Below are 18,450 nucleotides of genomic sequence, written 5' to 3' on the forward strand. Positions count from 1 at the left end.
GGATTTTCGCTTGTGTTAGAGATAACCGGAAATATGAAAAAAACTATATACCGGTGCTTGCTTAATCCATAGAAATCGCTCGGCGTCCGATGACAAAGTAGATGCGGAACGTATTGCCTTTTATGCATATAGGAACCAAGACAGTGTAAAGCTTTGGCAAGCTACGCGTCCGATCATCAAAGAACTCAAAACACTGACAGCCCTTCGCACCCGGCTCATCAATGCTAAAAAGCAGCTTAAGTCCTTACTGCAAGAGAGTGGGGAATTTTTAGGTAAAGCTTTGCAAAAGAAAATGCAACGGTGCTGTCAGCACTCACTAAAGGCTTTAGAGAAAGACCTGGTCCAGGTCAACAAGCAACTGGATGAACTGATCCGCTCGGACGAGGAACTCAACAGGTTGTTCAATCTGGTTACCAGCGTAGAGGGCATTGGAACAGTGACAGCCAGAGAAGTAATCATCACCACTAATGAGTTTAAGGCCTTCACTGATGCCAAAAAGTACGCTTGCTATGCTGGAGTTGTACCCTTCCAGCACCGATCAGGCACTAGTATCAGGGGGCAAGGACCGCGTGTCTCACTTGGCTAATAAAACAGTCAAAACTCTTCTGCATATGTCTGCGCTCTCGGCGATCAACCATTGTGAAGAATTACGCGATTATTATCAACGCAAAGTAGCCCAGGGGAAGAACAAAATGTCAGTAATCAATGCCGTAAGAAACAAACTGGGCTTACGCATATTTGCCACCGTGAGAAACAACCGAAAATATGACAAAAATTATAAATACTCGCTTGCATTTTTTCTGCCAACCATAAGGCAACATAAGGTGTCAGATTATATCCTGCTTCATCCCCAAAATAAACATCTACTAACTCCTTTTCTGCCAGCATAAGCAATGCCTTTATTTCTGTTGTTTTTCGCCGCTTTTCAGCCTCTGATGGCTTCTTCTTCATCCGTTTTCTGAACCGCTTCCATCGGTAGCCAATTTTTTTAAAAACCGTTGCAAGCTCCGCTTGCTCATGGGAGCTATATCCAACTCAGCGTATAATTCCTCTAAGATCAGCCCGCTGTTCTGAGAGTGTTTCTCCACTGCTTTATGCATAACTTCCATATGCCGGGCATTATCTTCCTGCAAAGTAGCTTTCCTGCCTTGCCCCTTTTTCCTGATCAGGCCACTGACAATCTTCTCTCCAGGATTTCATCGTACTATACACAGTGTGTGGAGATACATCTAGCATGTTTATGATTTGCTTAACCTCATACCCTTTATGACTCAACAGTAAAATTTGACAACGCTGACGAAAATCGGGGGCAGGACCGTACTTAAAGCCTTGTTCCAGTGTGCATTGCTCCGTATCGGTTAATGCCTCTACTAATCTCTTCTTCCTACTCATACTTAATCGACAAAACTATTGACCAAATAATTTTGTCGCAGTACTTATCTATTGAAATGTAGCTTTGACAATAAGAGTAAAGAACTTTATTATTATTTGAGAAGTATTTGTCAGTTGATAAAAAAGTTGTTAACTGTAGTAATAAAGAATTTGACCAGGTTAATCCCACTTAAAAACACAGTTTATGAAGAATTTGGATGAGGTAATCGTTATTCCATCCGGCTATTTTCCTACGGCTTTTTATGCTTTGTTTGTCATTGACTTGTTTAAGTGCCTGTAAGGCTGGTTTTTCTCAGCATAGCCATATTTTCTGGGGCATTGTTCTTCCGTGTACGGCTTTGATCTTCTTTAAAACTAACATCTAATTGCCAATGTAATTGATTTTCAATAGCCCAATGGTTTATTACTAAACGGTTAAATTCAGCAGCACTCTTAGTCAAGCTACTCAGATAATAGCGAGTCTTCCATGTTACTTTTTTGTTTTTCTCGCGTTGCGCCTCAATTATCACTACTGCCTTAACGTCCGTCCAATCATCTAACGCCTCTATAAACTGTAGGTCTTTCAGTACATAGCAGATTCTTTTCTCAATACGTCCGCTACCAAAATCTTCCCTTACATCCTTTTCTAGTTCTACTTCTTGTCGCAATACTTCTGAGTTAACCTGCTCGTAAAGTGTCTTCTGATTCTTTTTCAGGGCCAGTAGATAGTCTCCTTGCCCCGCTACAATCTGGTCGGCTATAGATGAATTACAGGCCGCCGCCTCTATACTCACCACGGCATTTTCTAAGTCCAAATCGTTTAACAGTGCTGGAATGGCTGTTTTCTCATTAGATTTTTCATCTACCTTTACCTGCACCAAACTAAGCTCCTGATCGGCTACCCAAGCACTTACCAAGCACAGGCCACTGGTTCTCTTACCGGCCTCTGCCGCGCCCCGAAGTACCTTCCCGTCTACATTGATTTGTTAAGAAGAAAGAAAGTCTAATAATTCTGATGACCAACGATAAAGAGCTGATGACAGCGAGCAGGGGTCTACGTATCGAAATACTCTATCTATCGTGTCGTGAGAAGGTATACCATTGGGAAGTTTGAGAAACCCTCGTAAGAAACCTTCCTTCTGTTTGCCATAGTTTTCTATGTCTTCATAATCCTCGGCACCGCATATCACGGCACATAGGCTCAGCATCAGGGTATCTTCTAACAAATGAAGACATCAACCCTGCACACGAAAATCTGCTACTTCTGAGAAAAATTCTTGGTACTCCATATCTCAATCTAATACAATACAGCTATTTTGGTGCGATCAACCTGGAATTTGACTGAAAAGTGTTTAGTTATTATCCTATTAGCTGAAATTGTTATCAAGCAAATAATATTCAGTCTTCAAATCAACTTTATTCCAATGATTATTTCTCCAGGATAAAATAAGGAGCAATCTGAGCCCATAATCTCTATTTTATCAATAAGCTTTTCAAGCTAGAAGACATACTACAATAGCTCATTAGTGCTTTTTAGTCTAATATTCATTAGATTGAAACATTTCACTTTGAATTATAATCAGCAAAATACAACTTCCTATGTCTGGCAAAAACAGAAGAGAATTCCTCAAACTATCTGCTTTGAGCAGTGCATTCCTGGGCTTACCCCAATCAGGGGGTTACTCCAAAGCCAATATTACAGAAAAGCTGGCTGCCCTGACGGATAGCAGCCCCAAGAGAGGCACATCAGTAATGGGCCTGAAAGTGGACCCTATTGAGCAGGTGAATGTTGGAATCATAGGTTTAGGGAATCGTGGCTCAGGCCATATCCGGCAAATGCAGGCAGTGTATCCTAAAGCTAAAATTACTGCCATCTGTGATATTCGGGAGCAGCAGACAGAGGCGGCCATGACTTTTTTGAAAGAGCACAAACACAAACAAAAGCCAGCAGTATATACGGGTACCGAAGATGCCTGGAAAGAAATGGTCAAACGAGATGACATTGACCTGGTGCTGATTGCCACCCCCTGGGATCTGCATGTGCCTATGTGTGTATATGCCATGGAGCAGGGCAAACATGTAGCGGTTGAAGTTCCTGCTGCCATTTCATTGGATGGCTGCTGGGAACTGGTCAACACTGCCGAAGAAACTCAGCGCAACTGCATGATGCTGGAAAATGTGTGCTACGGTGACGAAGAACTCTGGATACTGAACATGGTGAGCCAGGGAGTATTTGGCACTCTTACCTATGGCGAAGCCGCTTACATCCACAATCTGGCAGATCAACTGCTCAACAAAGAAACTTACTACCAGCAGTGGAGAGGATACCAGCACCTCAATCATGATGGCAATCTGTACCCCACCCATGGCTTAGGACCGGTAGCGCAATATATGGACATCGGTCGGGGCGATAGCTTTGCCCATCTGGTTTCCATGAGCAGCATACAGGAGTCGCTGCATGAAGAAAGTCTTACTCTGGAAAAAGATAATGTGTTCTACAATCGTGATGATTTTGCCCACGGTGATATGAACAATTCGCTGATCAAAACCGCAAAAGGCAGAACCATTCTGGTGCAGCATGATGTGGTAACGCCTCGTCCTTACAGCAGGATTAATGCCCTGGCGGGTACCCAAGCCTACCATGAAGGCTATCCCAGCCGTCTGTCTATTAAAGGAGAAGGGCATGAGTGGTTAGCTGAGTCTAAGTACAATGAGATGAGAGAACGCTACAAACACCCTATCTGGAACAGCCTGAAAAGTGAAATAGAGAAAAACGGTGGGCATGGAGGCATGGATTTTCTCCAGACTTATCGTCTGATCGACTGCCTCAACAAAGGACTGCCTCTGGACATGGATGTGTATGATGGCGTCAACTGGTCGGTGGTGACACCGCTTTCCAAAGTTTCCGTGGAACTAGGGAGCATACCCGTAAAGTTTCCTGACTTTACCAGAGGAAAATGGAAGGAAAAAAGAAGTTATGGCATCATGACTAATATTTAATACAAGCTAAACATGACTGAAGATATATCTAAAAACAATAATGCCAGCCGTCGTCATTTTATGAAAGCTACTTCTGCAGCTTTAGGGGGAGCGATGCTTTATCAGCTTCCTGTAGAAGCCAGTGCCTTTGTGAGTGGTGGTGATACCTTGAAAGTAGCGCTTATAGGATGTGGCAAGCGAGGGGCAGGCGCTGCTGTGCAGGCTTTGAGTGCCGATGAAAATGTAAAACTGGTTGCTATGGCTGATGCATTCCGTGACAGGCTGGATGAGACTTACGACAATCTTAAGAAAATTGACAATGTAAAAGGGAAAGTAGAGGTACCGGAGGAACATAAATTTGTGGGTTTTGAGGCCTACAAAAATGCCATCGCTCTCGCCGATGTAGTCCTTCTGGCCACTCCTCCTGCCTTTCGCCCATTGCATTTTGAAGAAGCCATCAATGCCGGTAAGCATGTCTTTATGGAAAAGCCCCTGGCTTCTGATGCACCGGGTATCCGCAAGATACTGGCTGCTGGCAAGGAGGCTAAAAAGAAAAACCTGAGCGTGGTAGTAGGTTTACAGAACCGTTATGATCCTGTTTACCAGGAATTTGTTGGCCGCTTAAAAGATGGAGCCCTTGGTGACATCATTTCTTCTACCTGCTACTATATGATAGGACATGTGAACCTGGTTCCCCGAGAGGCGGGTCAGACTGAAATGGAATACCAGATGCGCAACTGGCGGTATTTCTGCTGGCTGTGGGCAGGATCACCGGCAGGCTTACAAATCCACAATACTGATATAGTCAACTGGGTAAAAGACGCCTACCCCATCAATGCGCAAGGCATGGGCGGACGGGCAGTATATCATGGGCCAGAGAAAGGAGACATCTTTGATCACTTTTACATTGAGTATGAATATGCGGATGGGAGCAAACTGCATAGTCAGATTCGCACCATTGACGGCACTTACAACAAAGGAGGATCATTTTTTCAGGGTACCAAAGGCTCAGGAGATGTGGAGAAAGGATTAGTAGATATGAAAGGTAAATCGCTTTGGAGAACCAGAGGGTTGAAAGAAATAAATCCTTATCAGCAGGAACATGATGAATTTTTTGCAGCAATAAGAAAAGGCACGCCTATCAATGATACAGAATGGGCAGCAAAAAGCAGTATGATGACTATTATGGGCCGAATGGCTGCCCATTCAGGCCAGATGATACAGTGGGATGAGGCGCTACAGTCAGACCTAAGTATACTGCCCGAAAGGTTCGCCTGGGATGCGGATCCTCCCGTGTTGCCTGGCCCGGATGGCCTTTACCCTATCCCTGTTCCCGGACAAACTAAGGTTCTATAATTTTCAGCTCAACGGTTAATTATTTTTCATGAAAGGAGTTATCCTTATTCTCTGAGTACTCCTTCCATGAATACTTAATACTATTCATCGCTCAGATAGTAGAGATGGCCATCCTCTGCTCCTAGCAGCAATGCTGGTTTTCCATCTTTATCCCAATCTACTATGGTTGGGCTGGTGGTATGTCCTGCCAGTTTTTTTTCAGCCAGCGTACCCACATTTCTAAAGTTTACCATGCCATCTTCCACACCCAGATTTTCCATTAATGAAACATTCAAACTGTTGACCAGCAGATCCTTATCACCATCTCCATCCCAGTCTACCACTGCAAGCTTTCTCCGCCCACTGCTTCCGTAAGGATTTACGTTGAGTCTGAGTACTCCGGCGGTACTATCTTTTACGCCATGCTTCGCGTCAAAACCAGATCCATTGACTCCATAAAATACTCTTTTACCAGGCTGCAAAAATAATTCATCTCCTTTTTCAAAACGTTCAAACAGTACCAGATAGCCTTCATGGTCCAGCATCATCAAATCCATTAGGCCATCTTCATCCCAGTCGGTAGTCACCGGAGTGGTGCGCCACTGGGTAGAAAGTTGATCACTTTCAGGGTTCCACCAGTTCCATGCCGGTTTAGGTGGGCTTTGCTCCCATTGTACTTTGACAGGTTGAGCATTAGCCAGTCTGGGGCTATTCTTACTCCCTATATTTTTATACCACTCTACTTTTCCCCAAATGGAATTGACGATTATATCCAGTAAACCATCACCATCCCAATCATTTACTGACAAAGTAGTATAGCCCCACTTGGCTTCTGCTGGCCCTTGTATAGACCCGTTCTCTCCTGCCATGATCCGTATGGTTTCTCCTTCTGCCTCCAGTAGTTTTGGCTTATCCCACTGAGGAGGGCTACCTCCATCCAGGTTCTCAATAAAACCAATATAACCGGCAGAATTACCACAGATTAGGTCTTCATCTCCATCATTGTCCCAATCCACACTGTAAGGTGTGACCAATGCTCCGAACTTCACATGCTCAGCCTGCTGCTTGAAGTATACTGGTGACTCAAACACTGGCATATTGACATTTAGGACACCTGTATTTTCTATCAGGGCTACTCTACCATCTTCATCACCAATGACCAAATCCATATCGCCATCTTTATCCCAATCTACTCCTACAGGAATGATCATCTCCAAATCCATTTTGATGATACCCTCAGCATTTTTCAGCATTCTACCTTCCGCGTAGACTGGATTTTCTCTGGTGCCGGTATTCTCAAACCAGCTCAGCTTATCTAAAAACTCTCCGCAGATGAGATCCAGATCGCCGTCACCATCAAAGTCATACATATTGGGAGAAGGGGCGCCATAGACATCCAGTGGCTTATCCGCAGCCTGCAGTTTACCTTTATTTTCATACTTGCCATTCACATTTTCTAGCAGATAAACATGGCCGTGCAGTGGTCCATTGGTCCAGTTACCTTTTTCATCAAAGGCATTGTCCCAGCCATATTCCCCCCATTCGTCAATCCCTACGATGATATCCAGGTCACCGTCATTTTCATAGTCTACATATTTCCATTGGCTGAACCTGATTTTTTCATGTTGCCCTTCTAATAGCTCGGCATCAAAAAGAGTATCCACAGAATTCAGCGTTGCATCTCTGAAGTTCTGATATTCTACTCCCGGAGCCATCACCTTTGGTTCTCCATTGACATAAGAGAGCTGAATGTTTCTAACACTCGGACCGATTTTAACAGGAGGTTTAAAACTGCTCATTCCTTCCACAGTGTCTCCATCGTTTTCAAAAAAATACAGGCCATTAAAGGGAGTATCCGGACAGGAGACCAGCATATCCATATCTCCGTCTTCGTCATAGTCCATGGGCAAAGGCCAGGCCCATAAGCCTACCCCCAGATCCACTGTAAGATCAGGGTTATTATAGTTTAGCAGTCTAAATTCCTCAGGAGGATTTTGCACATCTTCAGCTATTTCTACACTTCCCTGGCTACTGCATGCCATGTAAAAAAAGAGTATTGAGAGATAAATAAGGTAGTTTGAGGTTGTTTTTAGCATTTTGTTATTGCTTTATACATTAAATAGTAGGTTGGAACTATTTTTAACTGCTGGAAAGTAATGAAGCAGATTCAGTATCCAGATACAATGTACAATCGGGATGCATTTGCAGAATGGATGCAGGATACATATTAGAAATATCTTTTTCCAGACAATTTTTTACAGCTTCTGCTTTTCTCTGATCAGGCACAGAACAGACTATACTTTTTGACTTCATAATCTGCTTCACTGACATACTTATTGCCTTTTTGGGGACTTCCTCCAGGCTATCAAACCAGCCTTCGCCCATCTGCTGCCTGCGGCATGCTTCGTCCAAGTCCACTAGTATATAGGGTGCTTCCTCATCAAAGTCAGCGGGTGGATCATTGAAGGCAAGGTGTGCATTTTCCCCAATACCCACTAATGCTACATCTAAGGGGTGTTGCAAAATAATATCACCTATCCTTCTACATTCCTGTCGTAAATCCTGACTGTCTCCTTCTATGTAATGTACTTCTTTCAAAGCAGGCACTTTTTCTACAAAACGTTCCTGTAAATATTTCCTGAAGCTGGCAGGGTGGTTATCGGACATGCCAGCATATTCGTCCAGATGAAACATAACTACTTTTGACCAGTCAATTTCGGGTTTACCTACCAGATGTTTCAAGGTTTCAAACTGGCTGGCACCAGTAGCCAGAATAATATGGGCAGAACCTTTTTCCTTTATAGCCTGCTTTATTTTTTGAGCAGCGTCCTCGGCTGCCTTCTCCCCCATTTCTTTTTTAGTAGTAGATATTTCAATTTTAATCATGATGAAGCATTATTGTACATAATGAAGTCTAAGCATGAGAAACAAATATTTCTGTATGCTGAAATAGTGACTATGCTCAAAAAAATTAGTGGGTTTTATAGAATACTTTTTTCAAAAACTCATGCTCATTAACTTTATCGGTTTCTGGTTTAACTTTTTAGCCAGCGATCAAACCAGTCAAAAGCTTCTTTCTGCATCGGTACATCAAATTTATGAGGGCCAGGATAATAAGAACATCGGTAATGATCTTCAGCGCCTGCTTTTTGGTAAACATCAGCTAGAATTTTATCCGCTGCCTTCATCTCAGGCAAAGTATACAACTGATCATCTTCATCATTCAATACCAGGGTGGGAAGAGGTACACGTAAGCCCAGAATCTCAGGGAATTCCAGTTCATTGGGTAGTAAAGGCACGTAGGTCATCCAGGTGTGGGTATAAGATTTATGCAAGGCAAAATCCTTCCAGGTTGTCATAAAACCCACACAAACCGCACATTTGATTCTGGAATCAAAACCACCCATGAACACGGTACGCATTCCACCACCAGACAGCCCACCGCAGCCTACACGCTCTTCGTCCACATCCTCTCGGGCGCAAAGTATATCCAGTGCTTTCTGATCTTCGGCCAGAAATACCGCCGGCCAGGTGGTACCGGCACTAAAAAGAGATTTGGCCATTACATGTTCATGCTCCCCAGCCCAGCGATTGTAAGCTTCAATATTGTTAGGGTTTTCTGGGTCAACATCATTCAGCCCCTGTCGCATATGCTCAGGCACATCCTGCATCATCACCCGGCGACTGGCAAATGGAAAAGCATCAGGTACCAGAACCACATAGCCACGTTTGGCGATTTCGTTTGCCCAGGCCATATTTTCATAATAATGTTGCTGATGTGCATCCATCAGAGGATGTTGCTGATCAGAGGTTCGGGTAATTTTTCTTCTGCCAAAATATTTGTTTCCGCCGTGATCATGAAATGCCAGAATCGCTGGCAGGGCCCCTGTTGCATCTTCAGGCTTAAGCAATATAGCCTCAGTCGGACGTCCATAGGGTAGCTGCCAGCTTAACTCTTCAATGTGCAAACCGTCGTAAGTGTACTGCTTATTGACCTTTACTTCGGGGAGGCCACCAATGTCAGGAAGCGCTAAACGTTCGGTGAATCGTTCTTGAGCTGCATTTTGCCATGTTTGCAAGTCTTTCCATGTCTGCTTTCTGTAGGAAAAGGCAGGCAATTGCTTTTCCTGACTTGAGGTAGCCCAGGGACCATATAAACCGATAATGCTGACATCTCCCTCCATAACAATGGAAGGATCAGTTTTATGCTGATCATATTTCATGGTAGAGTGTTGTGCTGACTTATCATGACGTTCATGAGATGAAGCAAAACTATTCAGTACTGCCCCTCCTGATAAACTTGCCAAACCACTGATTTTAAGAAACTTTCTACGATTTTTTTTCATGAATAGAATAGGTTTAAGCTTGTATTTGACATACAACCATAGGAATGCTTAAAATACTTATTCTAATCCAGAAAAACTGCCTGTGAACACTGTTCAAATAAATTTTTCACCCGCTGAAATGCTTTGGACTACTCTTTTCAGTCAGGCAGTGCAAAAGCAAGTATGTAGCCACTGGGTTCTTCTTTACTTCCTGTCACCGATATAGCAATGTATTGTTTTCCATCCAGCATATAGCTTGCCGGGGTCGCATAGCCTCCTCCCGGTAATGTATATTCCCATAATAGTGCTCCGGTTAATTTGTCAAAAGCTCTAAACTTTTGGTCTCTCGTAGCGGCAATGAAGACCAGACCACCTGCAGTGACCACTGCCCCGCCCCAGTTATCCGTTCCCGTAGGAGGATCACCTTCGCCTTGCCATTCAGGATAATTTCCCAAAGGAATTTTCCATACGTATTCTCCAGTATTCAGGTCAATGGCATTAAGGGTACCCCAGGGTGGTTTGATGGCCGGACTTCCATCGGGAGCGTTGAAATAGCTGTAAGCAGTCACATTCATGTAATTTGCAGAGGTATCTATCTCCTCAGCTCTTGCTTCCACCATTTCATCCTTTTGTATATCAAACAAATACGCGATGATTTCTTCTTCTTTTCCTTTCAAAAGCTCTGCGAAAGCCGGCATTCTGCCACTACCCAATTTGATCCTGCTAAGTACTTCCTCCTTACCCAATCTCTCTTGGATGCCCACCAAAGAAGGTGTACCGGGAGTTTTTCCCTGCCTGTCTTCTCCATGACAGCTAATGCAATAATTCTGATATAGGCTTCGTCCCATTTCATAAACGGTCTGATTTTGACTTTTCACCCCCTGCCTTACATCCTGCACTTTAGCGATTTCAGGTGATTCATTGCTATTGACATACAAGATTGATGTGCTGGGATCATAAGCTGCACCTCCCCATTCAGAGCCTCCTCTCGTACCGGGCAGCAACAAAGTACCCTGGGGATCAGGAGGGGTATAGAGTCCTTCGTAACGATAACTTTCAAACATAACATTCAAAGTATCAAGCATCCCGGGAGAAAAACTAGCCAGATCATCTGCTGACATTTGTTGCTTTGCATAGGGTGCAGGTTTCAGCGGAAAAGGCTGGGTAGGCCAGGCTTCTTCACCGGGAATTAAAGAGGGAGGCACGGCCCTTTCTTCTACCGGAAACAAGGGTTCTCCGGTTTCACGGTCCAGTACAAACAGAAAACCGGTTTTGGTAGTTTGAGCTACTGCATCAATTTTATTACCGTCTCTTTCTACGGTCACTAAATTGGGTGGCGCAGGCAGGTCATAATCCCACAGGTCATGATGGACAGTCTGGAAGTACCAGACCAGTTCACCAGTTGCTGCTTTTAGCGCTACTATACAATTGCCAAAAAGATTCTTGCCTTTGCGGTTTGCTCCATAAAAATCATAAGTGGGTGAACCTAATGGCACAAATACCATCCCTCTTTCTATGTCCAGACTCATACCTCCCCAGTTGTTGGCTCCTCCGGTATAGGTCCATGCATCTTCCGGCCAGGTTTCATAACCAGTTTCACCGGGTTGCGGTATGGTATGGAAAGTCCACTCCAGCTTGCCAGTTCGTACATTAAATGCGCGGATATGACCTGGAGCGGCACCGTAAACTTCAGAAACTTCAGAACCCAGAATGATAAGATTTTCGTAGATAATGCCTGGCGATGTAGGTACTACCCATGCCTCTTCCCCGCTATGTTCAATGAAGTTCAGGTTTACCCTACCGTCTTCTCCAAAAGATAGAATAGGTTCTCCACTAAGGGCATTCAGTGCAAAAAGCGTATTGCCAGCAGTAAAAAGGATTCGCTTGTCCGGTTCGCCGTTGCGATCCCCCTCCTCCCAGTAAGTAACGCCTCGCTTGAGGCCACCACCCCGCTCTCCATCAAAAGGATCAAAGGCCCAGACTGACTGACCAGTGGCCGCATCTATGGCATAGACATAATGACGGGCTGAAGTTGCATACATCAGCCCATCCACTACGATAGGATTACATTCATATTTCCCAAACCTCGCTCCTTCAGGAGCATCCTGAGGACTAAAGGTCCAGGCAAGCTGCAATTGGTCTACATTTTCCTGATTGATCTGTTCCAGGGAAGAATAACTACTGCTTTCATGATCTCCACGGTATACTTTCCAGCTTTGGTAAGGTGAGTTCTGACTTTGACAGCTGAAAAACAGGACGCATAGGCATAGCAGCGACAAAAAAACATAAGTTGAGAAAAAAGGCTGTTGAATCATCTGAGGGGCATTTCATATTTACTGTAAAATTTAGCATGTTTTACTTCATTTTACAATGCATAGGAATGGGAAGACATTTAATACACCTTATGGTAAAAGTCCGTTTTTCAAATCTTTTTTTAAACTTAGGTCATGTAATTGGTATCGTTTGTGGCTTTAACTTCAGGTTTTCTGCTTTTTCTTTTTAGCGGCCGGAAACAATACATTATTGAGAATCAGGCGATAACCAGGTGAGTTGGGATATAAATTCAGATCGGTAGGAGGTTCTCCGATATTGTGCTGATAATCTTCAGGGTCATGGCCACCGTAAAATGTCCAAAAGCCTTTGCCAAATACACCATGCAGATACTTTACTTCCTGATCTTCCCGGTTCTCTCCCATGATGACTGCTTCTGAGCGAATCAGACTCTGGCGAAAGGCAGTTGTCGCTCCCAAAAACCCTTTGATGGTACGCTCATGATTCTGAGTAAGCATCGTAGGTATAGGGTCCCACTTTGCTGAGAATTCAAAAAGCTGAAAGTAGTCATTCTCCTGGCCAACATTTCGCTGGCTAATATTGATATCAATGTCAGAGAACTCTATTTCCCAGGGGCTCTTTACCAGAGTGAAATTCTGAAAGGCAAAGGTTTTACTGTAATCCAGCTTATCCTGCGCATGAGGGTCTATACCATCACCATCATAAACCTCTCCGACAATATCCAAACCATCAGCTGCCAATGCGATATCATAAGTATCCGTAGCAAGACACATAGCGAACATAAATCCTCCACCCGAAACAAACTCGCTAATTTTTTTGGATACTGCCATTTTCATCTCAGAAACCTTGGTAAAACCATGCTTTTTAGCAGTTTCTTCGTACTCTCGCTGTTTTTCCTGATACCAGCTGTACATATGAAAAGCCACATAAAACTTACTGTACTGTCCCGTAAAATCTTCATGATGAAGATGCAGCCAGTCGTATTTTGGTAACTCACCCAGTAAAACTTCATCATCAAAAACAATTTCGTAAGGAATCTCGGCATAGTTCAGTGCCAGCATTACAGCATCGTCCCAGGGATTGGCAGTTTTAGGCGAATAAACCGCTATTTTAGGATATTGCTCCAGTCGCATAAGGTCCTGGTTTGAAGAAGGGCTGGCTATTGCTGTTGTAATCTGGTCTGCCTCCGCATCTGAAATCACTTCGTAGGTTACGCCCCTAACTATCAATTCGTTTTCCAGCAATTGGTCATAACGGCACATAAAACTCCCTCCTCTATAATTGAGTAACCAGTCTACTGGCAATTCCTTACTCAAAGTCCAGTAAACCATGCCATAAGCCTTGAGATGGTTTGCCTGAGAATGGTCCATAGGGATAAAAATAGAAGAAGCAAAGCCTGCAAAGGCCTGTACAGTTAAGAAACATATCAATAACAGAACCCTCATTTCTCACAGTTTTTATGTCAAAGAAATATTTGAAAGTATAAAGTCTGATCACTTCTGGACTTCCTGCTAAACGAGATAACGGACAAGCGATTAATTCTCGTATAGGTTTGAAGATCAAAAGCTTGATAAAAATAAGTTAAAAAATATGAGGGACTTTTTTAAGCTATTTCTAAAAAAATTATTAATATTTTGAAATTAACCCAACGATAAGCATTTTTGATTAAAAATATGATAATTCATATCTGTAAAACACAATTACAAAGATAAATGAGGATGGGAGCCTGTATGGAAAGCCTCACCATCACTCATATTTTTCCTATTACACGCAATTAGATACTTCCCTTACCTCTTTCTCCATTTACGAGCCGCCAGATACCCAAAGGATTATCATCTTTAAGTTCTTCGGGCAAAAGGAATTGAGGGAAACTCTGATAACTTACGGGGCGACTGAAGCGGGCAATAGCTGCGGTACCCACTGAGGTTGTTCTTGAATCTGTGGTTGCCGGAAATGGCCCACCGTGTACCATGGAAGGGCACACCTCAACACCTGTGGGAAAGCCGTTAACAATCAAACGCCCTACCTTTCTTTCCAGTACCTCAACTAAATCCTGATATTCTTTTAAGTCATCTTCAGTGGCTTGCAAAGTGGCAGTGAGATGCCCTTCAAGGTTAACTGCCAATTTCATAAGTTCATCTTTACTACCCGCATTAACATGTATGGTAGAAGGACCAAACACTTCCTCTGAAAGATCAGGATGCTGTAGGAATGTGCGGGCATCGGTTTGGAAAACATGCCCTACCGCCGGAGCATTAACGACGCTGGCCTTGCTTTTACCTAATATTTTAACCCCTTCAATCGCACTGACCTTACTCACCCCATCGTTATAGCCTTCTTTAATTTTTTCGGTAAGCATAGCTCCCGTGCTAACTTCTTGCAGCAATTCTCCACTACGGGTTGCAAACTCTTCGCTCTCTTTTGATTTCATTGAAAATACAACTCCAGGATTGGTACAAAATTGCCCTACTCCCAGCGTTACAGAGTTTACCAGTCCTTCGGCAATCTGTTCAGCCTTTTGTTTTAATGCGCCGGGTAACACAAATACCGGATTGATACTGCCCATTTCAGCATACACCGGAATCGGTTCATCTCGTTTGGCGGCAGCATCAAACAGGGCTTTACCACCATTAAATGATCCGGTAAATCCAATCGCTTTAATCAGGGGATGATTGACAATTGCCATACCTACGTAGGGTGTCCGGCCCTGCACCATAGAAAATACTCCTTTGGGTAAATTGCAGGCTTTAGCCGCCTGCATGATGGCTCTCCCCACCATTTCAGAAGTGCCAGGGTGAGCAGGATGTGCTTTAACTACTATGCTGCAACCTGCTGCTAATGCTGAAGCAGTATCACCCCCAGCTACGGAGAATGCCAGAGGAAAATTGCTTGCCCCAAATATACCCACCGGCCCTAAGGCAATCTGCATCATACGAAGGTCTGGCTTGGGCAAAGGCTGACGGTCAGGAATCGCAGTATCAATGCGGGCATCCACCCATGAACCTTCACGGAGCAAGTCTGCGAACATCTTGAGTTGATTTACAGTACGTGCTCTCTCACCCTGCAAACGCCCCTGAGGAAGTCCTGTTTCCTGCTCACAGCGTTGCAAAAGGTCATCGCCCAAAGCCATGATTTCTTCTCCTATTTTCTCAAGAAACTCCGCCTTTCGTTTTCCTGAAACTTTTCGGTAGTGTTGAAAAGCTACTTCTGCCTGCTGTACAGCCTGCTCAATTTCTTCATGAGTAGCTTCACAAAAATCAACCGCAAGAGACTCTCCATTTACAGGATTCACTCCCTTAAAAGTATCGGAACCTTCTTTTGAAAAATTTCCAGCAATAATGTGCTTGCCGTTTAGTTGCATAACTAAGATTTTATTTGTTAAAAAAATTTATTGTACAAAGTTTATAAGTGTGCCAATGGGAGGTGATGAAATCCGTATTTCATCACCTGAAGCCAATGTAAAATCATGGGACGGGATAATGCCTGTACCGGTCATCAGGTACGCACCCTGAGGAAAATCGCACTCTCTGAATAGAAATTCAACTAGTTCAGTAAACTTCCTTTTAATCTGATCCATTGAAGTAGTATCTTTAAATACTATTTCACCATTTCTGATGATTTCCAGACTGATTTCAGTTTCATTAGGTATTGGCTCAGCGGGCACATATAAACAGGGACCAATTGCCGCACTGCCTGTATAGGTTTTGGCCTGAGGCAAATAGAGAGGGTTTTCTCCTTCTATACTTCTGGAGCTCATGTCATTTCCCACTGTATACCCTTGTATTTTACCTGAAGCAGAAACAAAAAGCGTCATTTCCGGCTCGGGTACATCCCAGCTTGAGTCTTTACGGATGCGTACATAATCCCGATTTCCTACAATGCGATAATGGGGTGCTTTGAAAAATAACTCAGGACGTGCTGCATCATAAACCCTGTCATAAAAATCTCCCCCTCCCGCATCTTTTGACTCTTCCATTCTGGCATCACGGCTACGGTAATAAGTCACTCCGGCTCCCCATAGTTCCTGAGTGCCTACCGGAGGTAATAAGGTGTCTTCCAGAAGAGCAGTGGCATCACCAATTTCCTTGAAACCTTTGATCTCTTCAGATAACTTTTGATACAATTCATCGCGGTTGATCAGTTGATCAATCGGCCGCTCTTCGTTTCGGTAATATTTGCCTTCATGTTCAATGATTACTCCGGATCTGGTATGGTAAATTTTCATAATTAGGTTGCTTAACGAAAAAATTTTAATTGTAATTTAAAAACCTTCGCTCAAATTATCATAATTGAGACGAAAAGTTTAGTTTGTGAACAAACAATAATATACAAATAACTAACCTAGAACTATTTTTTAGCATGGCTGAAAATAAGAAAAAACTAAGAAGTCAGGAGTGGTTTGGCAAGAAAGATAAGATGGGATTTATTTACCGCAGCTGGATGCGGAACCAGGGGCTACCTGATCATACTTTTGACGGCAGACCAATCATTGGCATTTGCAATACCTGGTCTGAGTACACCCCCTGCAATGCGCATTTCCGAGAAATTGCAGAACATGTAAAGAGAGGAGTATTTGAAGCAGGAGGCTATCCTTTTGAGTTTCCGGTCATGTCTTTGGGCGAAACCCTGCTCAAGCCCACCGCCATGCTTTTTCGTAATCTTGCCAGTATGGATGCTGAAGAATCTATACGAGGCAATCCTATGGATGGCGTCATCCTGCTGGCTGGCTGTGACAAAACTACCCCTTCAATACTGATGGGAGCAGCCAGTGTTGACCTTCCCTCTATTGTAATTTCCGGCGGACCAATGCTGAATGGAAAATACAAAGGTCAGGATATTGGTTCTGGAACTTCGGTTTGGAAATTTACCGACGACGTAAGAGCCGGTAAAATCACACAGGAAGAATACTACTATGCCGAAAGTTGCATGTCACGCAGCCGGGGACACTGCATGACCATGGGTACTGCCTCCACGATGGCTTCTATGGTAGAAGCATTGGGGATGGGAATGCCTAATAATGCCGCTATCCCAGCTGTAGACGCCCGCCGCAAAGTGCTGGCCCATATGGCAGGAAGCCGTATTGTAGAAATGGTGAAAGAAGATGTGAAGATTTCGGATATTCTAACTCGCAAAGCTTTTGAGAATGCCATCGTCACCAATGCGGCCATTGGAGGTTCTACCAATGCGATCATTCACCTGCTGGCTATAGCAGGCCGAGTAGGTGTGGACCTCAACTTAGATGATTTTGATAAGTTAGGGCACGATGTTCCCCTCCTGCTCAACCTTATGCCTTCCGGTAAATTTCTGATGGAAGATTTTTATTATGCCGGAGGCTTGCCAGCCATCATCAAAGAGTTAGGTGATCTCATCCATCAGGATGCGCTAACTGTCAATGGCAAAACCATGGGCGAAAATACCAGAGAAGCCCCCTGCTATGACCGAGAAGTGATAGGAACATTAGCTGAGCCTTTTAAGGAGCGTTCAGGTATTGCTGTACTCAAAGGCAACCTGGCAGTGGAAGGAGCAGTAATCAAACCCTCTGCCGCTACTCCCAAATTGATGAAGCACCGGGGAAAAGCAGTTGTATTTGAAAACATTGAAGATTATCATGCCCGGGTTGACGACCCTGATTTAGACATAGATGAAAACAGCATTATGGTGCTCAAAGAAGTAGGACCGCGTGGCTACCCAGGCATGCCAGAAGTAGGTAATATGGGACTACCCAAAAAGCTTCTGGAAAAAGGCATAGACGATTTAGTACGTATTTCTGATGGCCGTATGAGTGGTACAGCATATGGTACTGTAGTATTGCACGTTTCACCTGAATCAGCCATTGGCGGTACTTTGGCATTAGTACAAAATGGTGATTTTATAGAAATAGATGTAGAGTCCAGAAAGCTCCATCTTGAAGTTTCAGATGAGGAATTAACCCGCAGAAAAGCAGATTGGCAAGCGGTAAATCTGGGCTATGACAGAGGTTATGCTCAACTATATATTAACCATGTGCAGCAATCTCATTTGGGCGCTGACTTTGACTTCCTGAGAGGAAAATCAGGTGCTGAAGTGAAGAGAGATTCCCATTAATTTATGAGGCAAAATTGAAAATTACAGGTTGAGATTATTCAATCTGTAATTTTCACCTTTCTGA

At 43.7% G+C, this 18,450-nt stretch carries 14 protein-coding genes and 1 pseudogene; 5 read left to right on the plus strand and 10 right to left on the minus strand.

Annotation, left to right across the window (positions count from 1 at the left end):
- The first annotated feature begins 292 nt into the window (after positions 1-292).
- Positions 293-586 (plus strand): transposase, encoded by a 294-nt coding sequence (locus WJR50_RS19580; RefSeq protein ID WP_341295008.1) that lies wholly within the window; start codon positions 293-295, stop codon positions 584-586.
- A 25-nt stretch (positions 587-611) separates the two neighbouring features.
- Positions 612-890 (plus strand): hypothetical protein, encoded by a 279-nt coding sequence (locus WJR50_RS19585; protein WP_341295009.1) that lies wholly within the window; start codon positions 612-614, stop codon positions 888-890.
- Between the two features lie 57 nt (positions 891-947).
- On the opposite strand, the gene WJR50_RS19590 is transcribed toward WJR50_RS19585, so the two are convergent.
- The 3 genes and pseudogenes from WJR50_RS19590 to WJR50_RS19600 all read right to left on the minus strand — a co-directional run bounded on the left by WJR50_RS19590 (position 948) and on the right by WJR50_RS19600 (position 2,597).
- On the minus strand, positions 948-1,109 hold the full coding sequence (locus WJR50_RS19590; RefSeq protein WP_341295010.1) for a hypothetical protein: 162 nt from the start codon (positions 1,107-1,109) through the stop codon (positions 948-950).
- A 10-nt stretch (positions 1,110-1,119) separates the two neighbouring features.
- Positions 1,120-1,392, minus strand: a complete 273-nt coding sequence (locus WJR50_RS19595) for a helix-turn-helix domain-containing protein (protein ID WP_341295011.1) — start codon at positions 1,390-1,392, stop codon at positions 1,120-1,122.
- Positions 1,393-1,658: 266 nt separating this feature from the next.
- A pseudogene (locus WJR50_RS19600) lies at positions 1,659-2,597 on the minus strand (ISAs1 family transposase).
- Positions 2,598-2,970: 373 nt separating this feature from the next.
- On the opposite strand from WJR50_RS19600, the gene WJR50_RS19605 reads away from it, so the two are divergent.
- Positions 2,971-4,371, plus strand: coding sequence for a Gfo/Idh/MocA family protein (locus WJR50_RS19605; protein ID WP_341295012.1), 1,401 nt, complete (start codon positions 2,971-2,973; stop codon positions 4,369-4,371).
- Positions 4,372-4,383: 12 nt separating this feature from the next.
- Positions 4,384-5,706, plus strand: coding sequence for a Gfo/Idh/MocA family protein (locus tag WJR50_RS19610; protein ID WP_341295013.1), 1,323 nt, complete (start codon positions 4,384-4,386; stop codon positions 5,704-5,706).
- A gap of 80 nt (positions 5,707-5,786) precedes the next feature.
- Here the strand turns inward: WJR50_RS19610 and WJR50_RS19615 are convergent, their stop codons facing one another.
- The 7 genes from WJR50_RS19615 to WJR50_RS19645 form a co-directional block, all read right to left on the minus strand.
- Entirely contained in the window at positions 5,787-7,727 is a 1,941-nt protein-coding gene (locus tag WJR50_RS19615; RefSeq protein ID WP_341295014.1) for an FG-GAP repeat domain-containing protein, read from the minus strand.
- Between the two features lie 97 nt (positions 7,728-7,824).
- Positions 7,825-8,571 carry a glucosamine-6-phosphate deaminase gene (locus tag WJR50_RS19620; RefSeq protein ID WP_341295015.1) on the minus strand — a complete coding sequence of 249 codons (747 nt, stop codon included), beginning with the start codon at positions 8,569-8,571 and terminating at the stop codon, positions 7,825-7,827.
- A 149-nt stretch (positions 8,572-8,720) separates the two neighbouring features.
- A complete protein-coding gene (locus WJR50_RS19625) occupies positions 8,721-10,031 on the minus strand; it encodes a prolyl oligopeptidase family serine peptidase (protein ID WP_341295016.1) in 1,311 nt (436 codons plus the stop codon).
- Positions 10,032-10,168: 137 nt separating this feature from the next.
- Positions 10,169-12,289, minus strand: a complete 2,121-nt coding sequence (locus tag WJR50_RS19630; RefSeq protein ID WP_341295017.1) for an outer membrane protein assembly factor BamB family protein — start codon at positions 12,287-12,289, stop codon at positions 10,169-10,171.
- 198 nt (positions 12,290-12,487) lie between these two features.
- Complete coding sequence (locus tag WJR50_RS19635; protein WP_341295018.1) at positions 12,488-13,747, minus strand: asparagine synthetase B; 1,260 nt, start codon at positions 13,745-13,747, stop codon at positions 12,488-12,490.
- Positions 13,748-14,076: 329 nt separating this feature from the next.
- Positions 14,077-15,663, minus strand: coding sequence for an aldehyde dehydrogenase (NADP(+)) (locus WJR50_RS19640; RefSeq protein ID WP_341295019.1), 1,587 nt, complete (start codon positions 15,661-15,663; stop codon positions 14,077-14,079).
- A 27-nt stretch (positions 15,664-15,690) separates the two neighbouring features.
- Positions 15,691-16,527: a fumarylacetoacetate hydrolase family protein gene (locus WJR50_RS19645; RefSeq protein ID WP_341295020.1), complete on the minus strand. Its 837-nt coding sequence runs from the start codon at positions 16,525-16,527 to the stop codon at positions 15,691-15,693.
- Between the two features lie 134 nt (positions 16,528-16,661).
- Between WJR50_RS19645 and WJR50_RS19650 the strand changes: the two genes are divergently transcribed.
- Positions 16,662-18,386, plus strand: a complete 1,725-nt coding sequence (locus WJR50_RS19650) for an IlvD/Edd family dehydratase (protein WP_341295021.1) — start codon at positions 16,662-16,664, stop codon at positions 18,384-18,386.
- Positions 18,387-18,450 lie beyond the last annotated feature (64 nt).

The organism is Catalinimonas locisalis, assembly GCF_038039535.1.
In the GTDB taxonomy this organism is placed as follows: Bacteria; Bacteroidota; Bacteroidia; order Cytophagales; family Cyclobacteriaceae; genus Catalinimonas.